Raw genomic sequence first — 22,101 nt, 5'->3', positions numbered from 1 at the left:
TTCCAAGGCCGGACTGATCAGTGCGGCGTCTTACGCATGTATCGGGCAAACGCCAAGGAGCCGCCGTGAACCACCCTCTCAACCCGCCATCGCCGCCGCGTGCCGGGTGGCAAGCATACCTGCCTTTGCCGCCGCTCCGGCTCGGGTCCGGTCCCCGGCTGAAGGCGCAGCTCGGCTTCGTGGCGGCCTGGGCCGCCTTCTTCGTCATCCTGCTGGTGCTGCCGCAACCGGCGGGCCTGCCGCCCGCTGGCCGCGCCACGCTGGCCGTGGTGGCCTGGGCGAGCCTGGTGTGGATGAGCGAGGCCATGCCGGTGGGCGTGAGCGGCATCCTGATTCCCGCCCTGCTGGTGCTGGCGCATGCGGTGACGCCCTTCTCCAGGGCGGCCAGCGGCTTTGCCACGCCGGTGGTGTTCCTGTGCCTGGCGGCCTTTATCTTCTCCGCCATCATGCAGGCGGCCGGGCTGGACCGCCGCATCGCGCTGTTGCTGCTCGACAAGCTGAAGACGCGCACCGCCAACGGCGTGATCTGGGTCATGTTCGTCGTCAACTTCGTGCTGGGCTTCCTGGTGCCGGCGGCCAATGCCCGCGCGGCGACCTTGCTGCCGGTTGTCAACGGCATCGTCGGCCTGTTCGGCGATTCGCCGCGCGAGCGCAACGCGAAGAAGGCCATCGTGATCCAGTCGCTGGTGTACGGCTCGATGATCAGCGGCATGTGCATCCTGACCGCGCACCTGCCCAACCTGGTGATCGTCGGCCTGCTGCAGAAGAACCTCGGCCTGCCTATCTCCTATCTCGACTGGTTCAAGCTGCAATGGCCCTACCTGGGCATGTTCGTGCTGACCCAGCTGTGGGTGCAGTTCTATTTCGGCTCGCGGGCCGTGCGCCTGCCGGGCGGCCAGGCCGCGATCGCCGCCGAGCGCGCCGCGCTGCCGCCGGCGGGGGTGCATGCCAAGGCCATCCTGGCCGTGTTCGCCGCGGTGGCGGTGCTGTGGGCGACCGAGTCGTGGCATGGCCTGCAGTCCGAGATCGTGGCCTTGCTCGGGCTGGCGGCGTTGTTCGTGCCGGGGCTGACCGGGCTGGGCTGGAAGGATATCCAGAGCCGCACCATCTGGGGCACCCTGTTCCTGCTGGCCGGCGCGCTGAGCCTGTCCGCGGCGATCAGCGAGACGGGCCTGGCCCCGTGGGTGGCCGACTGGCTTTATCGCTTCGCCAGCGGACATCCGTGGTGGCTGGCGCTGCTGATCGTCATGCTCGGCACGCACGTGGCGCGCCTGGCGATGCTGTCCAACGTGGCGGCGGTGACGATGATCGCGCCCATCATGCTGGCGCTGGCGCCCAGGCTCGGCCTGCATCCCGCCGCCTTCACGCTGCTGGTGTGCGACAGCGACAGCTTTGCCTACGTGCTGCCCACGCAGATCACCGCTGCCGTGGTGGCCTATGGCAGCGGCACCTTCAGCACGGCGGACTACGCCAGGGTCGGCGTGGTGTCGGTGCTGATCGGTATCGCCTACGGCCTGCTGGTCATGGCACCCTGGTACGCCTACCTTGGCATCCCGGTGTGGGATGCCACGGCGGCGTGGCCTTTCCATTGAAACCGGAATTTCCCCATGAACGACAGAACATCATTGGCGGCGCGCGCGGCGGCGCTGCGCGGGCGGCTGGGCGCGCATCATGCGCCGGCCGGCCTGTACGAGAAAAACAAGGCGCTGCCGTTCGCCGGCCGCGTGAGCTGCTCGGTGAGCCGGCTGGAGGCGGGCGAGTGGACGGAGATCGTCCTCGACTACGAGGTCGGCGCTTCCGGCGTGGCCGATGGCGCGTGGCTGAAGGCCACCTTCAAGTTCTATTCCGATTGGGCGCTGTTCCAGACCTCCGACCCGGGCGGCGCCAACTACCTCAGCGCCGAGTACCAGGCCGCGCCGCTGGTCCCAGGCCAGAGCCCTGCCACGGTGCAGGCGCTCAACGTGCGCTTCGAGCAAAAGGGCCATGAACGCCCGTTCCAGAAGGCGATCATCGTCGACGTGGTCGATGGCTACCTGAACGCGGGCGACCATATCCAGATCCGTCTCGGCGACCGGCGCCGCGGCGGACCCGGCACGCGTGTGCAGACCTTCATCGAGGACAGCTTCCGCTTCCGCCTGTATGTGGACCCGCTCGGCACCTCGCGCTTCGTGGCGGTGCCGGGCGACGTGGAGATCGACATCCACGCCGGCCAGCCCGCGCAGGTCCTGCTGCAGGCACCGCGCTTCGCGCGGCCGGGCACGCCGTTGCCGGTGCGCGCTTCGCTGATGGACCGGTGGGGCAATATCTGCACCGCCGCCGGTGGCGCGATCCGGCTGGCGGCGTGGGCGGGCAATGAACTCGTGTATCGGCGCGACCATGCCCTGCCCGACGATGGCTGGGCCTCCATCGGCATCGACGACCTGCCTGGCAGCGCCGGCACGCTGCGCCTGGAGGCCACCCTGCCGGATGCGCCACGCGTCGCCAGGGGCTCGGCCTGGCTGACCCTCTTCGATGCGGCCGAGGCGCCGCGCGCCTTCTACGCCGACCTGCACGTGCATGCCCACGACACCGTCGGCACCAACAGCCCGGCCTACAACGTGGCTTATGCGCGCGATGTCGGCGGCATCGATGTGTTCGGCTATACCGTCAACGATTTCCAGATCACCGACGCCAACTGGCAGCTCGGGCTGGAAGCGGTCGAATCCTTCAACGAGCCCGGACGCTTCGTCGCTTACCCGGTGCAGGAATGGTGCGGCAGTTCCACCGCCGGGGGCGACCACAATGTGGTGTTCCTCGGCGACGAAAAGCCAGGGTTTCCCTACAACGCCCGCGGCGAACACAATCGCACGCTGGTGTGGAACGAGGACATGAAAGGCACCGCCGCCGAGCTGGGGCGCTGGCCGGTCGAAGAGCTTTGGGACGCCTACATCGAAGCGCCCGGGCAGCACCTGATCATGCCCCACGTGGGCGGGCGGCGCTATATCCCGGACTGGCATCATCCCGAACTGGAGCGGCTGGTGGAGATTGCCTCCAGCTGGGGGCATTTCGACTGGCTGTACCGCGACGTGATCGCGCGCGGCTATCGGCTTGGCGTGGCGGCCAGCGGCGACGAGCATCGCGGCCGGCCCGGCGGCGGTCCGCCGGGCGTGCAGGTGTTCGGCGTGCGCGGCGGACTGACCGGCGTGCTGGCCGGGCGGCTGGACCGGCAGGCCATCGGCCGCGCCCTGCGGGCACGGCATACCTGGGCCAGCACGGGCGAACACACGGCGCTGCTGGTGCGCTGCGGCGACTTCGTGCAGGGCGATGCCTTCACGCTGCCTGCCTCGCACCGGGGCCCGGCGCGGCTCGACTATCGTTTCCTCGGGCAAAGCGGCTGGGAGTACCTCGCCGCGTACGACCACAACGGCCTGGTGTGGGAGCGCGACCTGCACCGCGAGGCGGGCTACTCCGAGCGCCTGATCCGCGTGCGCTGGGGTGGCGCGCGGATTCGCGACCGCTATCGCTGGGCTGCCTGGCAAGGCCGCATCCGCATTCTCAACGGCACCATCAACCGCTTCGGCGCACACGGCTTCGAGCATCTGGAGGAAAGCTGCTGGCGCGACGGTGCGACCGATATCGGCTTTCGCAGCGACACCTATGGCGATGCGGACAGCGTGGAGATCGACGTGAGCAACCTCGCCGCCGCGCGCTTCCTGATCGAAGGCCAGATCGACAGCTTCGTCAAGGTGGGCGATCCGCTGCAACGCAATCCCTTCGCGCATGCACCGGATTTCCGCTGGGAGGTCAGCGGCGCGGAGCTGCTCGCCGGTGGCAGCCTGCGGCTGGAGCTTGGCGGCACGGAACTCTTCGTCGCACTGGAGCGGCTGAGTGAGGCGGCCTTGCCGGTGGACGTGAGCGGCAGCGTCGACGTCGAGCCGGTCAACGGCCCGTTCGGCTTCCGGCCGGTGTATTTCCATGGCCGTGAACGGGACGACGGCAAGGTGTGGTCGTCGGCCCAGTTCATCACCTTTCCCCAGCCCTAGCGGAAGGCGAAAGGCGGGGCGTCCGGTGCCATATGCTCAGGCGCCCCTGGTTATCGCGAACGCGTATGTCCTCTCGTCCTGCCGGGGAATGACCTTGTAGCCCTTCCTGGCCGCCCAGACATTGATCTGGAAGTAGAGCGGGATCACGCCCTGGCCGACCGACTGGCTTGCCGCAAATCGGCGCAACTGTGCCTGTGCGGCCTGACAGCCGGGCCGTATATTGGATGCCGCATCCACTTCGCCAACGGCTACGCAGACTCATGTTGAAGATCCTCGGGAAAGCCTCCTCCATCAATGTCCGCAAGGTGCTCTGGTGCTGCGACGAACTCGGCCTGCCGTACGTGCGCGAGGACTGGGGCTCCGGCTTTCGCGCCACAGATACGGCAGAATTCCTCGCCCTGAACCCGAACGCCATGGTGCCGGTGATCGACGACGACGGCTTCGTGCTGTGGGAGTCGAACGCCATCATCCGCTACCTGGCGTCAAGCCACGGTGGCGAGGCCATCTATCCGGCCGACCCGAAAGCGCGCGCGCGGATCGACCAATGGATGGACTGGCAGGCAACGGAGCTGAACAACGCCTGGCGCTATGCATTCATGGCGCTGGTCAGGCAATCGCCCTTGCACCAGGACGCCGCCGCGCTCGCGGCCTCGGTGGCCGGCTGGTCGAAGCACATCGGCATCCTGGAGCGGCAGCTGGAACGCACCGGCGGCTATGTCGCAGGCGAGCGCTTCACCCTCGCGGACATTCCCGTCGGTCTCTCGGTGAACCGCTGGTACGGCACGCCGTTGCAGCATCCTGCCTACCCTGCGGTGGCGGCCTACTTCGAGCGGCTTGGCGGGCGGGAGGGCTTCGCGCGGCACGGCCGCAACGGCATTCCCTGATCCGCCGGCCGGTCCGCGGCCCGTCAAGTACGCGGCAAGGTGCGTTGCAGCGGCGCCGCCGTTGCGGCGGCGGTTTGCGCGGCGTCCTCGTCCGCCAGCGCCGCGACGCGCAACGGCGCTGCGCCGGCCGGCAGCGCGCGTTCGATCTCGATGCCGCCGCCGCGCTGCGCCACCAGCGCCTGCAGGTGCGCGAACTCGCCGCACCAGATGGTCTCGATATCGCGGTCGCGGCCGGTATCCCGCGCTGCGGAAAACGCCACGGCGCGCACTTGCAGGCGGGCGCCGTCGCCACCGAGTTCCACGCCATAGCCCGGGGTGGCCGGCTTGCGCAGCGCCACCTTGCCTTGCTCGGCCCAGGCGGTGGCCATGCCCTCGCGCACTTCGTAGCCCAGGCTGGCAAGACCGGCCAGCACCGCCTCGCGGCGCGCCAGCGCGGCCTGCTGCTGCAGCATGGCGTCGAACAGGGCCTCGGCGCGCTCGCATTGCGCGCGCATCGCACCCAGGTCCGCGGCCCCGCGTGCATCGCCGATGGCTTGTGCCAGCGCGCTGGCGTTGTCGTTCATCTCGCCAAGACTGTGCAAGCGCGCTGCCAGCGCTTCCAGGCGCAGCAGCAGCGCGGCGCGCGCCTGGCGCTCCCGCGCCGCGGCGGCGAGGTCGAGCAACAGGCTGTCCAGCAGCATGCTGCGCCGCGCGGCGGCGGCTTCCCCCTGCGCCTTGGCGGCGCGCGCCTGGAAGCCGGCGGCGGCCTCGGGGCCATCCAGCGCTTCCAGCGTGGCCAGGTGAAGATCGATCTGGCCAAGGCGCGCGTCGATGGCGGCGGGCTGGCGCGCCTGCCATTGGGCCAGCGTTTCGGTGGCAAGGCCACCCAGTCCATCGGCCAGCGTATTGGCGAGGGCGCGCTGCGCCGCGCTGAGCGAGTCCGCTTCTTCCTTGGGCGACAGCAGGGTGAAGCCGCGCGCGAGCGCGGCTTGCGCCGGTGCGCCGGTCAGCGCGCCGCCTTCAATGGCGCGCAAGGCGTCGAGCAGGTCAGCCGGCAGCGCCTGGTGCGTATCGGCGCGGCGCAGGGTGGCGGCATTCTGCGCCAGCTGGCGCTGCTGCTGGCGGGCTTGCCCTGCGTGCGCCACGGCACGCTGCCGGCAGACCTCGAGATCGTTCTGCAGGAAGGCGATCTCGCTCGCGGCGCCGCGCTGCAGCGCGTCGAAGCCGTCGGCGTCCAGCAGCGCCTGCAGCGCGGCGCGGCGCGCGCGCGTGGCCTCCAGCGTGGCTTGTTCGAGCTGGCCCAGGCGCTGTCCCTCGTGGCTCCAGTGGGCGATGGCATGGTCGAGCTGCGCGAGCTGGTCGCGTCCGCGCGCGATGCGTTCTTCACGGGTGATCACCCTCACCACCTTGGGGCCGCTCATGACCGGACTCCTGCCGATGCCGCATCGGCATCGGCGGTGACGTTGCGATTGGCCGCGCCGCTGTCAGCGAGCGCTTGCGGCGCCGCGCCGGCGGTGTCCCGGATTTTCGCTCCCGCCTCTGCCTGCATGCCAGAGCGCATGGCGGCCTCGATCGCCGCCTTCAGGCGCGCGCGCTCGCCGTCGCCATCGTGATACCAGCCGTGCGAGGACACGCGGTGCACGCGCGCAATGGCGCGCGCCAGCACCGACGGGCGCCAGATCTCGCGGGCGCGGGCACGCGCCAGCAGCGCGTGGCGCGGCGCATCGCATTCGATGCCCAGCGCATAGAGGCCGGTGCGCGGATCCTCGATGGCGTAGTCCAGCCCGAAGGCATCGCCTTCGCTGGCGGGCGAGAGCTGCCATCCCAGGCCGCGCACATAGCCGGCCACCGCCGCCTTGAAGCCATCCTGCGGCGCGTCGGCCGGATCGCTGCCGCCTTCGTGTAGCGGGCCGGCGGCGCGCTCGCCGTTGAGCCTGCCGAGCAATCCCTCGCAGGCCGGGAATTCGCCATCGGACAGCGTGCGGGCGTATTCCAGGTAGCTTTGCAGGAAGTCGCGGGGAATGGCCGGCGCGCGCCGCGTGGACAGCATGTCGGAGATATCGGAGATGGGCATCGAGGTCACCATCACCACCTTGCGCCGCGCCCGCGTGACGGCCACGTTCAGGCGGCGTTCGCCGCCCTTCTGGCCGAGCACGCCGAAGTTGCGGCGGAAGCTGCCCTGGCCGTTGCGGCCGAAGGTGGTGGAGAACACGATGATGTCGCGCTCGTCGCCCTGCACGTTCTCCACGTTCTTGACGAACACGGCCATGTCCTCGCCGCCCTCGCTGCGTTCGCGTTCCTCGCGGTAGGCGGCGCGGAAAGCGGCGTCGCTGGAGGCGCGCGCCTCCAGCACTTCCGCGATCAGGTCGGCCTGCTTGCGGTTGAAGGTGACCACGCCCACCGAGGGCCGTTCGGCGAAGGGCGCCTGCCAGAGCGCCGCCAGCAGGTCGGCGACCTTGTCGGCCTCGGCCGGGTTGGTCTGGTTCTGGTAGAGACCGTCCACGCGGATCAGCTCCAGCGGCTTGTCCTGCAGGATGCGCGTGCGCGGATGGCGCACCGGCACGCTCAGCCGGTTGCCGTAGAACGCGGCGTTGGAAAAGCCGATCAGCTCGCGGTAGGCCGAGCGGTAGTGGATCTGCAGCGTGGCGCTGGGCAGGGCGGTGCGCGCCAGTTGCAGCAGGTCGGGGCAGTCCTTGATCTCGCGCCGGTTCCAGACCTCGTCGAAGGCTTCCTGCACGGTCTCGTCGGCGTCTTCGTCCGGGGTCTCGCCGTCGAACAGTTCGGCCTCGTCGCTCTCGATGCGGCTGGAGAAGAAGGCAGTCGGCGGCATCTGCTTTTCATCGCCGCTGACCACGGCGACGCGGCCGCGGAACAGCGTGGGCAGCGCGTATTCGACAGGCATCTGCGAGGCCTCGTCGTAGATCACGGTGTCGAACAGCCCCGCCTTGAGCGGCAGCACGCGGCTGGCCACGTCCGGGTTCATCAGCCACACCGGGCGCAAGGCCATCAGCCCGAGCGGCGCGCCCAGTTCGATGAACTCGCGCAGCCGGCGCGCGCGCCGCCCGGTGAGGCGCGTGATGTCCTCCCAGTCCTTGAGCGGCCGCACGCGGCCGCGCTCGATGCCCTGCACCAGGAGCGCGCGGTTCAGCCGGCGCATCTCGACGTCGGCGGTGGCCAGCGCGCTCACGCGTGCCGCGGTTTCGCCGTGCTCGAGCAGCAGCGCGGGGTGGTGCAATTCCAGCTGCCGCTTCCAGGCCAGCCGCGCTTCGCGGTTGAGCAGGCGCCGGATTTCGGCCTCCAGGGCGTCGGCGGGTATCGACGCGAGCGCCGCCTGCTTGTCGCGCAGCGTGGTGAAGATCGCCAGCTCGGCCGCGCCGAGCTGGCCGGCGCGGCTGCGGAACTGCTGGTATGCCGCCAGCGTCGGCAGGGCGGCGGCCAGTGGCGCGGTCAGCGGGGCGCTGTCGCGGTTGCCGTGGATGGCTTCCGTGCACGCGGCCACCCACTCTGGCTCACACCAGCCGGCCAGCCGCTGCAGCGCGGCCAGGCTCAGGCGGCGCGCCTCGCAACGCGCGAAGGCGGCGTGGTAGCCTGCCAGCAGCGCCACCACGGTCTCGCGGCGGCCGCTGCCGAGCGCGGCCTCGATGGGTTCGGGGCACGGGGCCTGCGCCAGCCGTTCGCACATGGCCGCCGCATCGCGCAGCCTTGCCTGGGCGTCGGCGCACAGCGCGGCGAGCGCGGCTCCGGCATCGTCGGCGGGCAAGGGCAGCGACAGGACTTGCAGGATCTCGCGCAGGGCCTGGCGGGGCGTGCGCCATTGCTGTTCCAGGCGCGCGGCTTGCGCCAGCGCCGGCAGGCGGTCCGGGCCGGCGGCGGCGGGGCCGCTGCAGCGCTGCAGCAGGGCCATCTGTCTGCGCCGGTGCAGCCAGCGCGACACGCTGAGCCGGCCAAGCAGGCCAGCCGGTGTGGCCAGGTGCGCGGCGCGGGCCACGGCGGCGGCCAGTTCGCCGGCCTCGAGCGTGGCCAGCGCGGGCGAGAGCACCGCATCGTGGGCGTCCTGCGCGCAGGCGGCGAGTTGCTGTCCCACTTGGGCAAGCTGCGCCATCAGCGCCGCGCCGCGCGAGGTGGCGCTTCCCGCGGGCGCCGGCGCCGGCGCGCTGGCGGATACGGCGGCCAGCGGCCGCAGCAGCGGCAGCCAGCGCGCCAGGTCGGCGCGGCGGGCTTCGTCCAGCGCAAGCAGGGCGTCGCCGTGGACGGCGAGCCAGGCGCGGTGCGGGCCGGGATCTTCGACGTCGAATGCCGCGGGGTTGCGCGCCAGCACGTCGGCGCGCGCCTGTTCGGTCTGTACCAGGCGCTCCAGGGTTTCGGCGAAGTCGGCCAGGGTGGCGCGGTCGGTGGCGAAGGGGCGCAGGCGCGCCAGCGGGCTGCCCTCGAAGCGCGCCGGCAGCCAGTAGCGTGCCAGCGGCGCGCATCGTTCCTCCAGCGCGGCCAGGCTGGCGGTGTCCAGCGGCTCGAGCTGCGCGCGCAGCGCCGGCACGTCCAGCGGCGCCTCGCCTTGCTCCAGCGCCAGCAGTTCACCCAGCAGCGCGCGGTAGCTCAGGCCGATCCGTGCGTCGACCTGGTGGAGCGCTTGCTGATGACGGTCCAGTTCCCCCTCCAGCGCTTCAATGCGCGCGGCGACGCGCTCGCGCTGGGCACGCCATGCCGGCGGCCCGGCATCGGGCGTTTTCCACAGCGATTCGAGCTGCTCGCGCACGCCGCGGATGACCGGTTCACGGTCGCGGTTGACGTCGCTCACCATCACGATGCGCTGCTCCAGCCCTTCCGCCACCAGCCGTTTGCGCACCACGTCGAGCGCGGCCTGCTTCTGGCACACGATCAGCAGGCTGCGCTGGCGGCCCAGCGCATCGGCCACCATATTGACGATGGTCTGGCTCTTGCCGGTGCCGGGGGGGCCCTCGACCAGCAGGCCTGGCGCCTGCCGCGCCTGCAGCACGGCGGCCTCCTGCGAAGGATCGCTGGCCACGGTGAAATAGCGGTCGCGCTCGGGCGGCTGGCCGGCATCGTCCGTTGCGGCGGCGCCGGCTTCCGTTGCCTCGGCCGCCGGCGCAGCAGCATTGGCGGCGCCCAGGCGCAGCGCGGTCTCCAGCCCGGTGCCGCCGCCCGGCAGGGTCTTGAGCTGGCGCAGGTCCTCGCCCACCGCCTGGCCCATGAAGGTGACGTGGAACAGCACCGCCGCGCACGACAGCGCGTCCTGGTACGGCTCGACCTCGGTGTCGAGCCCGGGCAGCCGCCCGAGCACGCGTTCGCGCGCGCTGGCCAGCGTGCCGAAGGCATCCATCACCTCGCCGGCCTTGAGCGCGGAGCGGCCCAGCAGTTCGTCGGCGGTCTCGCGCCAGCGGCGGCCCGGCTCAGGGCCGAGCAGCGCTTCCAGCGCCGGGTTCAGCCGCACTTCCTCGCGCTCGCTGTCGAAGGCCAGCGCCACCTGGCCCCGGCTGCCGACTTCGAGCAGCAGCCTGACCGGCCACAGCAGCACGGGCGCGATGCGGGTCTTGGTGTTGCCGCGAGCGTCGCGCGTCAGCAGGAAGGGAAAGCCGAGGTAGAGGCCGTCGATGCCGGTGTCGCGCCGGTACAGCGTGCTGTGCCGGTACAGGCTTTGCAGGCGCAGTTCCAGTTCCGGACGCTCGCCGAACAGCGCCGGGTCCAGCGCCACGGGCTGTGCATTGCGCTGCAGCAGGTGATCGAGCAGGGCGCCGGCGGGACGGCGCGCGCTGTGGAGTTCGCCCAGGTCGATGCGCGCGGTGGTCTTGCCGATGCCCATGCGCACCAGCGGCCCGCGCAGCACGGCGGTGGCCACCTTCTTCTGGAAGAAGTCCAGGATGTCGGCCACGTATTGCTGCTTCTGCGGCGCCAGCCACTGCTCGGCGGGCACCGCCAGCAGCACCAGCGCCTGCGCCAGCGGCAGGCGCCGCTCCAGGCGGAATTGTCCGGCCCAGGCGTCGATCGCCGCCACGCCGCTGCGCGCGAAGCCTTCCAGGCGGGCGTCCACGGCCTGCCAGATCGCCTGCCGGCCCTGCTCGAGCCAGGCGCGGGCGGCCCCTTCGTCGAACGCCAGCACGTCCTCGCGCCGCGCCAGCGCCGCCGCGTCCGCGACGATGGCATCGATCGAGCGGAACAGGCCCGGCGCGGCCGACAGCAGCACGATCAGGTCTTCCTCGCCGATCAGCCGGCGCTCGGCCAGCGACAGCACGCCAGGGTGGCCGCTGTCGGGCAGCAGCCTGCGCCGCGCTTCCCACAGCGCGGCGAGACGAGCGCGCGAGGTCGACAGCAGGTGGATGCGCAGGCTGTCCTCGTCGAGTTCGATCTCGAGGCTGCGCGCGCGCTGGCGGACCTGGGCCGCGCGGGTCTTGAGGCGGACCAGCCAGTGCTCGTTGTCGAAGCGGGACAGCAGGTCGGGCGCCACGCCGCTCAGCAGCGCATAGCCTTGCCCGGGATGCTGCAGCAGCCAGCCGGGCGTCACGATGTCGCCGCGCAGGATCAGCGGCATCTCGGGGTTGAGCAGCCTGAGCGCCAGCATCAGCCGGAAATCGTCCTCCAGGCCTTCATGCCGCGCCACTTCGCGCAGGCCGGACAGGCGCTGCGCGGGCAGCGCGGCGTCCTGCGCCCAGGTCACGATGACGCCGCGCCGCAGGTGGTCGGCAGCCTGGTCCCAGTGCCCGGCTTCGGCCGCGGCGAGTGCGAAGCGCGCCGGGCTGCGATAGCGGCGCCCGCCCAGCTCGATGGCACTGGATGCGCCGCTGTCGTGCTCGGGCGCATCCTCCGCGCCTTCCGCGGGGGCGGCGACCGCCTCGCCGTTCAGCCAGGCCTGTACCTGCGGCCATTGCCAGCGCTGGTTGCGGTCGCGCGCCAGCAGCCCGCGCAGCAGCAGGCGCAGGGCGGGGTCGAGGTCGTCGGGCAGCGCCACGCCGTTGGCCAGCACATGGATCAGGAAGGCCTGCGGATGGATGCCGTCGAAGCAGGCGCCGCCGGTGACCTGCTCCAGCAGGATCATGCCCAGGCTCCACCAGTCGGAGGCCGCCGCCACGCCGCCGGCGATGGCCTCGGGCGCCATATAGCGCGAGGTTTCCAGCGGCGAGACGATGTCGAGGTCGAAGTCCGACAGCCGCGCCGAGCCGAAGCCGCTCACCACCAGGTCGAGCGGCTCGCGCTGGCGCACCAGCAGCGTGCCGGGGCGCAGGTCGCGGTGGCGCAGCCCGGCTTCGGAGAACACATGCAGGGCCTGGCCCAGTTCGCGCACGATATGGCGGATCCGCGCCAGGTCGCCGGCCACGATGCCGAGATCCGCCAGCGTGCCGCCGCTGAGTTCCTCGGCGACTTCATAGGCACGGTCCCGCCAGCGCCCGGTGGCCAGGATCTCGGGCACGTGGGCGCGCGGCAGCCGCTGCAGCAGCTGGTAGACGGCGGGGTCGGGCTCGGCGCCGGCGCGGTAGAGCGTCAGTACGGCATGGCGCGCCGTATCGACCTGCTGCGCGATATAGCGCGCGCGCACGCCGTCGGTGCTGCCGATGCGGCGCAACAGGCGCCAGCCGGCGATGACGGTGCCGATGTCTTCGACGGCATCGCCTTGCGGCGCGGCGGCGGCATGCTGCGCTGCCCCGGTGTTGCTGCCGGCGGCTGGCAGGGCGCCGGTGCCGGTTTCGCCGGCCGGGTCGGCGCCGCATTGCAGGCAGATCAGGTCGTCCGCGGCCATGGCATGGCCATTGAGGCAGTGAACGCTCGCCGCGACCGCGGTTTGCTGCATTGGGGCAGCGGCGGAGGCGGGGACGACAGCGGGCGGGGCCGCGGGCGCGGGACGCCAGCCCGGCGCCTGGATCGCTTCGCCGGACAGGTCCCAGCCGCAGGGCGCCTGGCCGACGAGGCCTTCGCAGAAGATTTCCGCCAGCGAACGTTCGGTCTGGCAGTTGGGGCAAAAGCGCATCATGGCTGGGGATTTTCGTTGTATTCGGACCGCCCGGCGGCGCGGTCTTCGGTAGTCGTCACGGCGTGGCCATGGGTTTGCAGCAGCGCGCGCAGACGGCCCATGTCGCCGCGCCGCGGGATGCCGGCCAGCCATACCGTGCCGTCGTGGTCGAACATCAGGTCGAGCGCGCGGTCGTGCGCGGCCAGCGGGCGCTCGAAGGCGGCGAAGCGCGCGCGTCCGAGCGGCGTCAGCAGGTGCAGGCGCTGGTTGTCGCTGCCGCGCAGCGCCAGCGTCTGCGGCAGGTGCAGGGCGAACGGGTCGGATATCAGCGCGTCGATCAGGCCGTCGGCATGCGCCAGCACGGGCGCCAGCGACTCGAGGGGATGGCCGCTGTAGACCAGGATGTCGAGCGCGCTGGCCGCGCGCAGCGCGCGCAGCAGCGCCAGCAGGCCGTCCGGCTGGTCGAAGGGCTCGCCGCCCGAGACGGTGATGCCCTCGGCCTGCGCCAGCCAGGGCGCCAGCGTTGCCATCAGCGCCGCCACGCTCGCGCTGCGCGCGCCGCCCGCCTGCCAGGTATCGGCGGAGATGCAGCCGGGGCAGCGGATCGAGCAGCCTTGCAGCCAGATGCCGACGCGCCGGCCGGGGCCCAGCGTGGTGACCGGGAAATGCAGGCGCGACAGGTCGAGCGACACGTCCGGCGAGACGTCGGGCGACAGGTCAGGCACCGACTCGGCATCGCTCACAGCCGTTGCAGGCTGAGCTGCGTGAAGGCGCCGGTGGTCAGGCCGGCGATCTCGAAGCGCTCGCCGGGCCGGGCGTCCTGGTCGAACAGGGCGCGCGCCAGCGGGTTGAGCAGGTGCGCCTCGACCTGGTTGCGGATGCCGCGCCCGCCGTTGGAGAGGTCGGCCAGGCAGCGTTCGCGCAATGCCTGCAAGGCGCCGTCGGCCAGCGTCAGGCGCAGGTCCTGGCGCGCCAGGTCGGCCAGCACGTTGTCCACCATCTGCGCGAAGATCTGCGCGGCGACGTCGGTGCGGATGAAATCGAACACGATCACGTTCTCGCCGATGCGGTTGAGGATTTCCGGGCGGTTCAGCTCCAGCTTGAAATACCGTTCGATCTCGGCCCGCACTTTCGCCCGCACGGCCTCGAAGGGCTCGGCCGGGCTGACGTTGGCCACCCGCTCGCCATCCGCGCCGGTGCGGTAGATGCCGAGATTGGAGGTGAACACGATCAGCGCTTCGGAGAAGTACACGCGGTCGCCGCGGCCCGAGGTGAGCACGCCGTCGTCGAGGATCTGCAGGAATTTGTCGAGGATGCGCGGATGAGCCTTCTCGATCTCGTCGAACAGCACCACGGCGAAGGGCTTCTCGCGGATCGCATTGGTCAGCTCGCCCCCCACGTCGTAGCCGACATAGCCGGGCGGCGCGCCGATCAGGCGCTGGTCGGCGTGCTCGGCGCTGAACTCGGACATGTCGAAGCGGATGTAGGCGCTCTCGTCGCCGAACAGCAGGCTGGTGACGGTCTTGGCCAGCTCGGTCTTGCCCACGCCGGTGGGCCCGGCCAGGAAGGCCACGCCGCGCGGCCGCCCGCCGCGCCGCCCGCCGCCCACACCGGTCATGGCGCGCTTGACGATATCGAGCATATGCGTGGCCGCGTGGTCCTGGCCCTTGACGCGCCGGGCGATGAACTCGCCGGCGCCGCGGATGCGGTTGCGGTCGATCTTCAGCCAGGGGTCTTCGGTCACGCCTACCTTGTAGCGGCGCACCGCGTCGGCCACTTGCGCCAGCGGCACGCCCTCCACGCGCGCCAGTTGCGCGATGGCATTGAGATCGAGCAGCAGCATGCCCTCGGTATCGTCGACGAAATCCTGCTGTGCCTGCCGCATGGCCTGGGCATCGGCATCCTGCGCGCCAGCCAGGCCGCGCAGCAGCGCCGGCGCCAGCGCGCGGCGGGCGTGGTGGTCGGGCCTGGCCACCGGGATATGGCGCAGGCGCGGGTTGCCCACCAGCAGCCAGTCGGGCAGGTCGCCCTCCTTGTCCACCACCCACAGGATGCTGTTGAAGAAGGGCTTGCGCGCGGCGCCGGCGGGGCGCGAGCGGGCCTGGTGCGACAGCACCAGCGCGCGGGTGAACAACTGGTGTTCGGCGGGACTGGGGTTGTCGCCGCGCGTGAGCAGCCGCGAGGCGAAATCCACGATCAGCGCGAGCGGCTCGCCGGGGTGGGCGGTGAAGCGTTCCAGCGTGGTGCCGAGCAGGTCGATGCCCGCATTGGCGCGGCCCTCGCTGACGGTCAACCCGAACTGCTGCAGGATGGCTTCGGCCGGCTTGCTGTCCTCGCCGGGCGCGCACAGCGCCTGGAAGCCCGCGATGGGATCGTAGAGAAAGACATGGGCGTAGCCGGCTTCGCGCAGCGCGCCGTGCACGGCCAGCGCGAACGGCTGCGGTGCGATCGTGCCGGGCGCCACCTCGCAGGCCTGCAGGTCGCGCACATTGCCGGACAGCACGAACTGGCTCTTGAGCGGCAGGAAGCGCAGCAGGTCGCGTAGCCAGCGCGGGCGGGTGAAGGCAGGGACGGCGGCGTTCGCGGGTTCGGTACCGGACATGGGCGGGCTCGGGAGGGTCGACGGACGCGCGGCCGTGTGCCGCGCGCACCATGCGGATTCTATCCCCCGTGCGCCGTCATGCCGGTGCCGGTACAAGATTGTTACCACGCGGGGCGGCCCCCGGGCCGCCCCGCGGTCCCGCCTAGAACGTCGTGCGCACGCCAAGCTTCACGCTGCGTCCTGCCAGCGGCGCGATGTCGCGCAGGATGGAGGTGGCGCTGCGGGCGTCCTGGTTGGTCAGGTTGTCGCCGCGCAGGTAGACCAGGGTCTGGGTGCCCGCCATCTTGAACTTGTAGGTGATGGAGACGCCGAGCAGGGTGTAGGCGTCGGTGGGCGTGTCGTTGGCCGGCACGCGCGATTGCCGGGCGGCGTAGGTCACGTCCGCGCGCGCGCCCCAGGGGCCGGCGCCGTACACCACGGCGCCGCCCAGGCGCAGCGGCGACAGGCGCGGCAACGGCTGGCCGGTGTTGCGGTTCTCGCCATGCACGTAGTCGGCGCGGGCTTCCAGGTCCACCGTGTCGCTGCCGGTCAGCAGTTTCTGCCAGACGCGCGCGCGGCCTTCGGCCTCGAAGCCATACAGCGTGGCGGGCACGCCCATGTACTGCATCACCGGCAGCGCGCCGGCGCTGCCCGGGGTCACCAGGTCGCCCTCGGCGTCGCGCGCGGTGCCGGTGTTGGTGAGCGCCAGGTAGTTCGAGAAGCGGCTGTAGTAGCCCGACAGGCTGGCGCTGTGCGGGCCCGACTTGAAGCGCATGCCCAGGTCCAGCGAGGTGGCGCGCTCCTTGGCGGCGTTGGGGTCGCCCTGTTCCCAGGAGCCCGTGGCCACGTGAGGACCGTTGGCGTAGAGCTCGTAGAAGGTGGGCGCGCGCTCCGTGTAGGCCAGGTTGCTGGTCAGCGACCAGGCCGGGGCCAGCTTGTAGAGCAGGCCGGCCGAGGCGCTGCCGGCGTTGAAGCTGCGGCTGGCATCGGCGAAGCGCTCGTTGCCGTTGGCCTGCGCCTTGACGCGGGTGTGGTCCATGCGCCCGCCCAGGTTGAGCTTGAGGTCGCCGCCGGCGCTCAGCGGCATTTCCTCGAAGATGAACAGGGCGGCATTGTCGGTGTCCGTGCTTGGCACGAAGGCTTCTTCGCCGAGCGCGGAGAAGCGCGTCGAGCCGAACTGGGTGCCGATCACGCCGGTCATGCGGCCGATGCGCGCGTGCTTTGCCTCGATGCGGGCATCCCAGCCTTTGTTCTTGAAGACGGTGCCGGTCTGGCCGGCGTCGATCTCCTTGTGCTCGTAGTCGGTATAGCTGAACTTGCTCTTGACCGATTCGATGAAGCCGCCCGTGTTGCCGGCCAGGTTGCGCGCCTCGCCTTCGACCGCGAAGCGCTGCTGGCGCATCTGCAGGCGCACGGAATCCTCGGCCGGGGTGCCGTATTCGTTGTGGTATTCGCTGTAGTTGGCGCCGACGAAGCCATCGGCCCAGGTGTAGGCGCCGCCCAGCGAGCCGCCCGACTGCTGCGCGCTGCTGTTGGGCAGGCGGCCGTAGGCCTCGCTCTGGCCTTCCTCCAGCGGCTGGCTGTTGCGCAGGCTGGCGCTGCGCGCATAGCCGGGGATGCGCAGGTTGCTGGTCTTGCGGGCGAAGGCGTCGGCGTGGATGGCGATCTGGCCATTGCCGGCTTCGAGCAGGCCGCTGGCGTTGCGCGCGCTGTCGCCGCCGGCGGTGGCGCTGGCGTCGACCGCGCCGCCGATGCCCTGGATCGGTTCCTTGGGGATGCGGTTGTCGATGACGTTGACCACGCCGCCGATGGCGTTGCCGCCGTACATCAGCGCGGCGGGGCCGCGTACCACTTCAATGCGTTCGGCCACCAGCGGGTCCACCGGCACGGCGTGGTCGTTGGACAGGGTGGAGGCGTCGATGGTGCTGCCGCCGTTTTGCAGCACCTTGATGCGGTCGCCGTCCAGGCCGCGGATGATCGGGCGGCTGGCATTGGGGCCGAAGTAGCTGGAGGACACGCCCGGCAGCTTGTCCAGGGTGTCGCCCAGCGTGCTGCCCTGGCGCACGGCGAGGGTATCGCCGCCCAGGGTGGAGACCGGCGCAACCAGGTCGTTGAGTTCGCTGCCCAGCGGGTTGGCGGTGACCACGACCTCGCGCAGGGTGGTGGTGGCGCCGGGGGCGGGGGCGTTCTGCGCGAAGGCGCCGCTGCAGGCGGAGGCGATCAGGGCGGCGACGGCGGCGAGCGGCTTGCGCCGCAGGGTATTTTCTTGCTGGAAACGGAAAGACATGGCTCGCGTTCTTCTTGAATGGGGTCGAGCACGCAGCGCAGGCGGGCGCGCGAAAGGCTGCGGACAGGCGGAATGCGCCCGCGCGACGCAATGCGTCAGGCGGCGGGAGGGCGGCAGCGGGCTGCCGCGTCCCGGATTCAGGCGACGGTGGGGGCGAGGGCGGCCGGCGGCGCGCGCGAGCGGAAGGGCTGGGGATGCTGCAGGTCCGGCCGGCGCCAGCCTACGCTGGAGGGGACCGGTGACTGATGATGCGACAGCGCCGGCATGACCGGCGTGCCGCAGTGGCTGGCGGCCACGGTGGCGCCGTCGAACAGCAGGCAGATATGGCCGGCCAGCCTGAGCGAGGGGGCCGGATCTGCGGGGACCTGGGTCCCGGCGGGCAAGCTTCCGGAGCTGTCGGCGGTGCCGGTGTCGTCCCCGGCGGCCGGGTCATCGGCGAACCAGGCCGCCGGCGCGGTGCCGGCCGCTTCGGCGGTGCTGCCGCCAAGGAGCGCCTGCAGCGGCTGGCCGGACAGGCCGCCGTGATGAATGCGGTGCGTCAGGCCCGCATGCTGGGCCAGCAGCAGGCACAACACCAGCCATAGCGCGGGCCACAGGCCCAGGCCGCGGGCACGGCGCTGCTGGAGACGCTGCACGGCTTGCAGGCGCTGCGGGAATTCAGTGGCCATGTCCGCCGTGGTCATGGCAGCCGCAGTCCTCGCCATGCTCGTGGTCATGTCCGTCGTCCTCGTCGTCGAAGGCGTCGTCCCAGCTCGGGAAGGGATCGGGGTAACGGGCCCAGGCCTCGGGGCCCGCCGCCATTTCCGCATCGGTGAGCAGGCAGGCATCCAGCAGCGCTTCGAGCGCGGGGCGGTCGAGGTCCTGGCCGATCAGCACCAGTTCCTGGCGACGGTCGCCAAAGGGGGCGGGCTTGCCGTCCACCATCATGTCGGCTTCGAGCTCGGCGCGGCCCGCTTCGTCGTCCGGCCATTCGGCGGAATCCAGCGCGGCCCACCAGGCGCCGGCGCCGCCGTGGCGGCACACGCCGCCGGCCTGGCCCCAGGTGCCGGCCGCGTGCATGCGCGTGGCCAGCCAGAAGAAACCCTTGGAGCGCAGCACATTGCCATGCTCGCGCAGCCACTCGGTGTGGATCAGGTCGGCAAAACGCTGCGGATGGAAGGGGCGGCGGCGGCGGTAGACGAAACTGCCGATGCCATAGGCCTCGCTCTCCGGCACGTGCTCGCCGCGCAGTTCGGCCAGCCAGCCCGGCGCCGCGGCGGCGGCGTCGAAGTCGAAGCGGCCGGTGTCGAGCACGCTGTCCAGCGGCACCTTGCCGAAGCTGGCCGGCACGATGGCCGCGCGCGGGTTCAGCGAATGCAGGATGCCGGCCAGGCGCTCGCGCTCGGCCTCGCTCACCAGGTCCAGCTTGTTGAGCACGATCACGTCGCAGAATTCGACCTGCTCGATCAGCAGGTCGACCACGGTGCGGTCGTCGTCCTCGTCGCGCGCCTGGCCGCGCTCCTGGAGATAGTCGGCTTCGTTGAAGTCCTGCAGGAAGTGGGCGGCGTCGACCACCGTCACCATGGTGTCGAGGCGGGCGATGGCGTCCAGCGCCACCCCGTGCTCATCCTCGAAGGTGAAGGTTTCGGCGATCGGCAGCGGCTCGGCCACCCCGGTCGATTCGACCAGCAGGTAGTCGAAGCGGCCCTCGCGCGCCAGCTTGCCGATCTCGGTCAGCAGGTCTTCGCGCAGGGTGCAGCAGATGCAGCCGTTGGTCAGCTCGATCAGGCGCTCGCCGGCCTGCGCCAGCATGCCGTCGCCGAGCAGGCGGGCGTCGATGTTGACGTCGGCCAGGTCGTTGACGATCACCGCCACCCGCTTGCCTTTGCGGTTGGCCAGTACGTGATTGAGCAGGGAAGTCTTGCCGGCCCCGAGAAATCCGGACAGCACGGTGACGGGCAGGCGATCGGCCATGGCATCGAGGCGCGCCGGGGCAGACCGGTGCGCATTATTGCAACAAAGTTGCGACTGTATCAGAAAGCGGGCGGGAAAGCAGGCGATTCGGGGCGCGCGCGGACCGCGGAAACCCCACCGTGCCTAATGATAGGCCGTGCCTGTGACACCACAAAGACGAAACGCGCCAAGGCCGCCAGCCCGCGGGCCGCAGGCGCCGCCAGCGGGCCCGCAAGCAAAACGGCCCGGAAAACCGGGCCGTCTGGCAACGCGGGGCCGGGCCCGGATCAATCGCCGAACAGCTTCTGGCGCAGTTCGCGGCGTTGCTGGGCTTCGAGCGAGAGCGTGGCGGTGGGGCGCGCCAGCAGGCGCGGCACGCCGATCGGCTCGCCGGTTTCCTCGCACCAGCCGTAGTCGCCCGACTCGATGCGGGCCAGCGACTGCTCCACCTTCTTGAGCAGCTTGCGCTCGCGGTCGCGCGTGCGCAGCTCAAGGGCGTGTTCTTCCTCGATGGTGGCGCGGTCAGCCGGATCCGGCACGATGACCGTTTCGCGCAGATGCTCGGTGGTCTGATCGGCGTTCTTCAGGATATCGTCGCGCAGCTGCTCAAGGCGATGTTTGAAGAAGGCGAGTTGCGCCTCGTTCATGTAATCCTTGTCGCCCATCTTCAGGATTTCAGCTTCAGTCAGAAGTTTATTGCTGCTCATGGTTGCTGCTGATTCTCTTGTTGATGCGACCGGCGGCGTCTTGGTCCGCTCGGGTGCAGTGTCCGGCCGCTTGCGCGGTGCGGACGTTTCGCTCTGGCTGGCTGCAGACTTGCTGCTTTGCGTGCCTCCCTTAGCCTCGCCCGCATCGGCATGCACCGTACTGCCGCGGGGAGCAGGCGCAGCCTCCATGGACTGCGCCTTCGGCGTCTGGGCCGCAGCGCTACTGGCCTTGCTGCGGCTTTCTTTCGTTTTCGTTGCGGCTACCACGGGACACCTCCCTCTCGCGTCGATCGGTGACGGCGCGTGACGGGTGCCCCAAGCGGAGGGCGGTCTCCGCATGAAGCACTGCGACCGCACCTGCCGGCAGCCCGCCTCATGCTGACGACGACCGCCGCCCTGCATTGCGCGGGCAGCATGGCCATGGACTACCCATAGGCTACGTTTCCCGCACTAAATCCAGCCTATTGTACTTGAACAAAAATTTTGGAGATATGGGAGAAAAGCGGGGAGTTTCCCCTGAGTTCTCGCGCCCCGCCGGCAAAGGGGGGCGGCAGGGGCGGGAGGCGATGGCCGGCGGACTCAGGCCAGGCAGGTGGCGAGACCCTTCAGGATCGCGTCCTTGGGCAGGTCCACACCGATGAAGACCATCTTGGTGCCGGGGGTTTCGTCGCCCCATTTGGCGCCGATATCGCTGCCCATCAGCTGGTGCACGCCCTGGAAAACCACCTTCCGGTCCACCGCGTCCATATAGAGCACGCCCTTGTAGCGCAGCAGGTTTTCCCCATAGACCGACAGGATCCCGGACAGGAATTCCTCCAGTTTGCCGTAATTGAAGGGTTTTTCGCTGCGGAAGACAAAGGAGCCGATGCGGTCCGTGTGGCGGTGGTGATGGTGGTGGTTGTGGCCATGGCCATGGTGGTCATGACCGCAGTCGTCGGCGCAATGCTCGCCATGCCCGTGGTCATGGCCGTGGCCGTGCGCATGGTCGTGATCGTGTTCCTCTGCCTCGGCGCGCAGGAAATCCGGGTCGATTTCCAGCTTCTCGTTCAGGTTGAAACCGCGAAGGTCAAAAATTGTGTCAATGGGCGCTTCGCCAAAATGCGCCGTGCGCACGGGCGCGCGCGGGTTCATGTGTAGCAGGCGGTGGCGCAGGTCGGCAATGTCGGCCTCTGCCACCAGGTCCGCCTTGGTGACGAAGATGGCGTCGGCAAAGCCGACCTGGCGCTGGGCTTCTTCCTGCTTGTCCAGTTGGAGGTTGGCGTGCTTGGCGTCCACCAGGGTGATCACCGCGTCCAGCAGATAGCGCTGGGCGATCTCGTCGTCCATGAAGAAGGTTTGCGCCACCGGGCCGGGATTGGCCACGCCGGTGGTTTCGATCACCACCCGGTCGAATTCGATCTCGCCGGCGTCGCGGCGGGTCATCAGCTGCGACAGCGCCGCCACCAGGTCGCCCCGGATGGTGCAGCAGATGCAGCCGTTGCTCATTTGCACGATCTGCTCGCGGCCATCCTGCACCAGGATCTCGTTGTCGATGTTTTCTTCGCCGAACTCGTTCTCGATCACGGCGATCTTCATGCCGTGCTGCTCGCTCAGGATGCGCTTGAGCAGGGTGGTCTTGCCGCTGCCGAGGAAGCCGGTCAGGATGGTGACCGGAATCAGTTTGGACATTGTTTTTCTCCGGGAATGGGCGCCGCTTGGCCTGTCGCGCGCGGGTAAGTGGTGTTTGTGGTGTTTGGGTGGCTTGTGCCGTGG

General features: G+C 70.5%; 12 protein-coding genes. 3 read left to right on the top strand and 9 right to left on the bottom strand.

The features are described 5' to 3' along the window. Positions 1-65: 65 nt before the first annotated feature. The 3 genes from AC3FOF_RS19825 to AC3FOF_RS19815 all read left to right on the top strand — a co-directional run bounded on the left by AC3FOF_RS19825 (position 66) and on the right by AC3FOF_RS19815 (position 4,906). Entirely contained in the window at positions 66-1,592 is a 1,527-nt protein-coding gene (locus AC3FOF_RS19825) for an SLC13 family permease (RefSeq protein WP_488727554.1), read from the top strand. Between the two features lie 15 nt (positions 1,593-1,607). Further along, the gene (locus AC3FOF_RS19820; protein ID WP_488727553.1) at positions 1,608-4,022 is read left to right on the top strand and encodes a hypothetical protein; all 2,415 of its coding nucleotides are present in this window, start codon (positions 1,608-1,610) and stop codon (positions 4,020-4,022) included. Positions 4,023-4,282: 260 nt separating this feature from the next. Further along, on the top strand, positions 4,283-4,906 hold the full coding sequence (locus tag AC3FOF_RS19815; RefSeq protein WP_488727552.1) for a glutathione S-transferase family protein: 624 nt from the start codon (positions 4,283-4,285) through the stop codon (positions 4,904-4,906). 23 nt (positions 4,907-4,929) lie between these two features. Here AC3FOF_RS19815 and AC3FOF_RS19810 read toward each other — a convergent pair whose 3' ends face one another. The 9 genes from AC3FOF_RS19810 to AC3FOF_RS19770 form a co-directional block, all read right to left on the bottom strand. Continuing rightward, complete coding sequence (locus tag AC3FOF_RS19810) at positions 4,930-6,306, bottom strand: hypothetical protein (protein WP_488727551.1); 1,377 nt, start codon at positions 6,304-6,306, stop codon at positions 4,930-4,932. Continuing rightward, positions 6,303-12,863 (bottom strand): AAA domain-containing protein, encoded by a 6,561-nt coding sequence (locus tag AC3FOF_RS19805; protein WP_488727550.1) that lies wholly within the window; start codon positions 12,861-12,863, stop codon positions 6,303-6,305. The genes AC3FOF_RS19810 and AC3FOF_RS19805 overlap by 4 nt, the downstream gene beginning before the upstream one ends. Next, a complete protein-coding gene (locus AC3FOF_RS19800) occupies positions 12,860-13,585 on the bottom strand; it encodes a 4Fe-4S cluster-binding domain-containing protein (protein ID WP_488727549.1) in 726 nt (241 codons plus the stop codon). The genes AC3FOF_RS19805 and AC3FOF_RS19800 overlap by 4 nt, the downstream gene beginning before the upstream one ends. Then, positions 13,582-15,444 carry an AAA family ATPase gene (locus AC3FOF_RS19795; RefSeq protein ID WP_488727548.1) on the bottom strand — a complete coding sequence of 621 codons (1,863 nt, stop codon included), beginning with the start codon at positions 15,442-15,444 and terminating at the stop codon, positions 13,582-13,584. Before AC3FOF_RS19795 ends, AC3FOF_RS19800 begins: the two co-directional genes overlap by 4 nt. Positions 15,445-15,586: 142 nt before the next feature. Further along, the gene (locus AC3FOF_RS19790; RefSeq protein WP_488727547.1) at positions 15,587-17,710 is read right to left on the bottom strand and encodes a TonB-dependent receptor; all 2,124 of its coding nucleotides are present in this window, start codon (positions 17,708-17,710) and stop codon (positions 15,587-15,589) included. Positions 17,711-17,847: 137 nt separating this feature from the next. After that, on the bottom strand, positions 17,848-18,393 hold the full coding sequence (locus tag AC3FOF_RS19785; RefSeq protein ID WP_488727546.1) for a hypothetical protein: 546 nt from the start codon (positions 18,391-18,393) through the stop codon (positions 17,848-17,850). Further along, entirely contained in the window at positions 18,368-19,663 is a 1,296-nt protein-coding gene (zigA, locus tag AC3FOF_RS19780; RefSeq protein ID WP_488727545.1) for a zinc metallochaperone GTPase ZigA, read from the bottom strand. The genes AC3FOF_RS19785 and zigA overlap by 26 nt, the downstream gene beginning before the upstream one ends. A 266-nt stretch (positions 19,664-19,929) precedes the next feature. Beyond that, positions 19,930-20,616, bottom strand: a complete 687-nt coding sequence (gene dksA / locus AC3FOF_RS19775; RefSeq protein WP_276266401.1) for an RNA polymerase-binding protein DksA — start codon at positions 20,614-20,616, stop codon at positions 19,930-19,932. Between the two features lie 312 nt (positions 20,617-20,928). Next, the gene (locus tag AC3FOF_RS19770) at positions 20,929-22,017 is read right to left on the bottom strand and encodes a CobW family GTP-binding protein (protein WP_276266400.1); all 1,089 of its coding nucleotides are present in this window, start codon (positions 22,015-22,017) and stop codon (positions 20,929-20,931) included. Between the last annotated feature and the right edge of the window lie 84 nt (positions 22,018-22,101).

The organism is Cupriavidus sp. 96C5-1 (assembly GCF_057798855.1).
The sequence above is the reverse complement of the archived record's forward strand: the minus strand, read 5'-3'. Positions and strand labels throughout refer to the sequence as shown.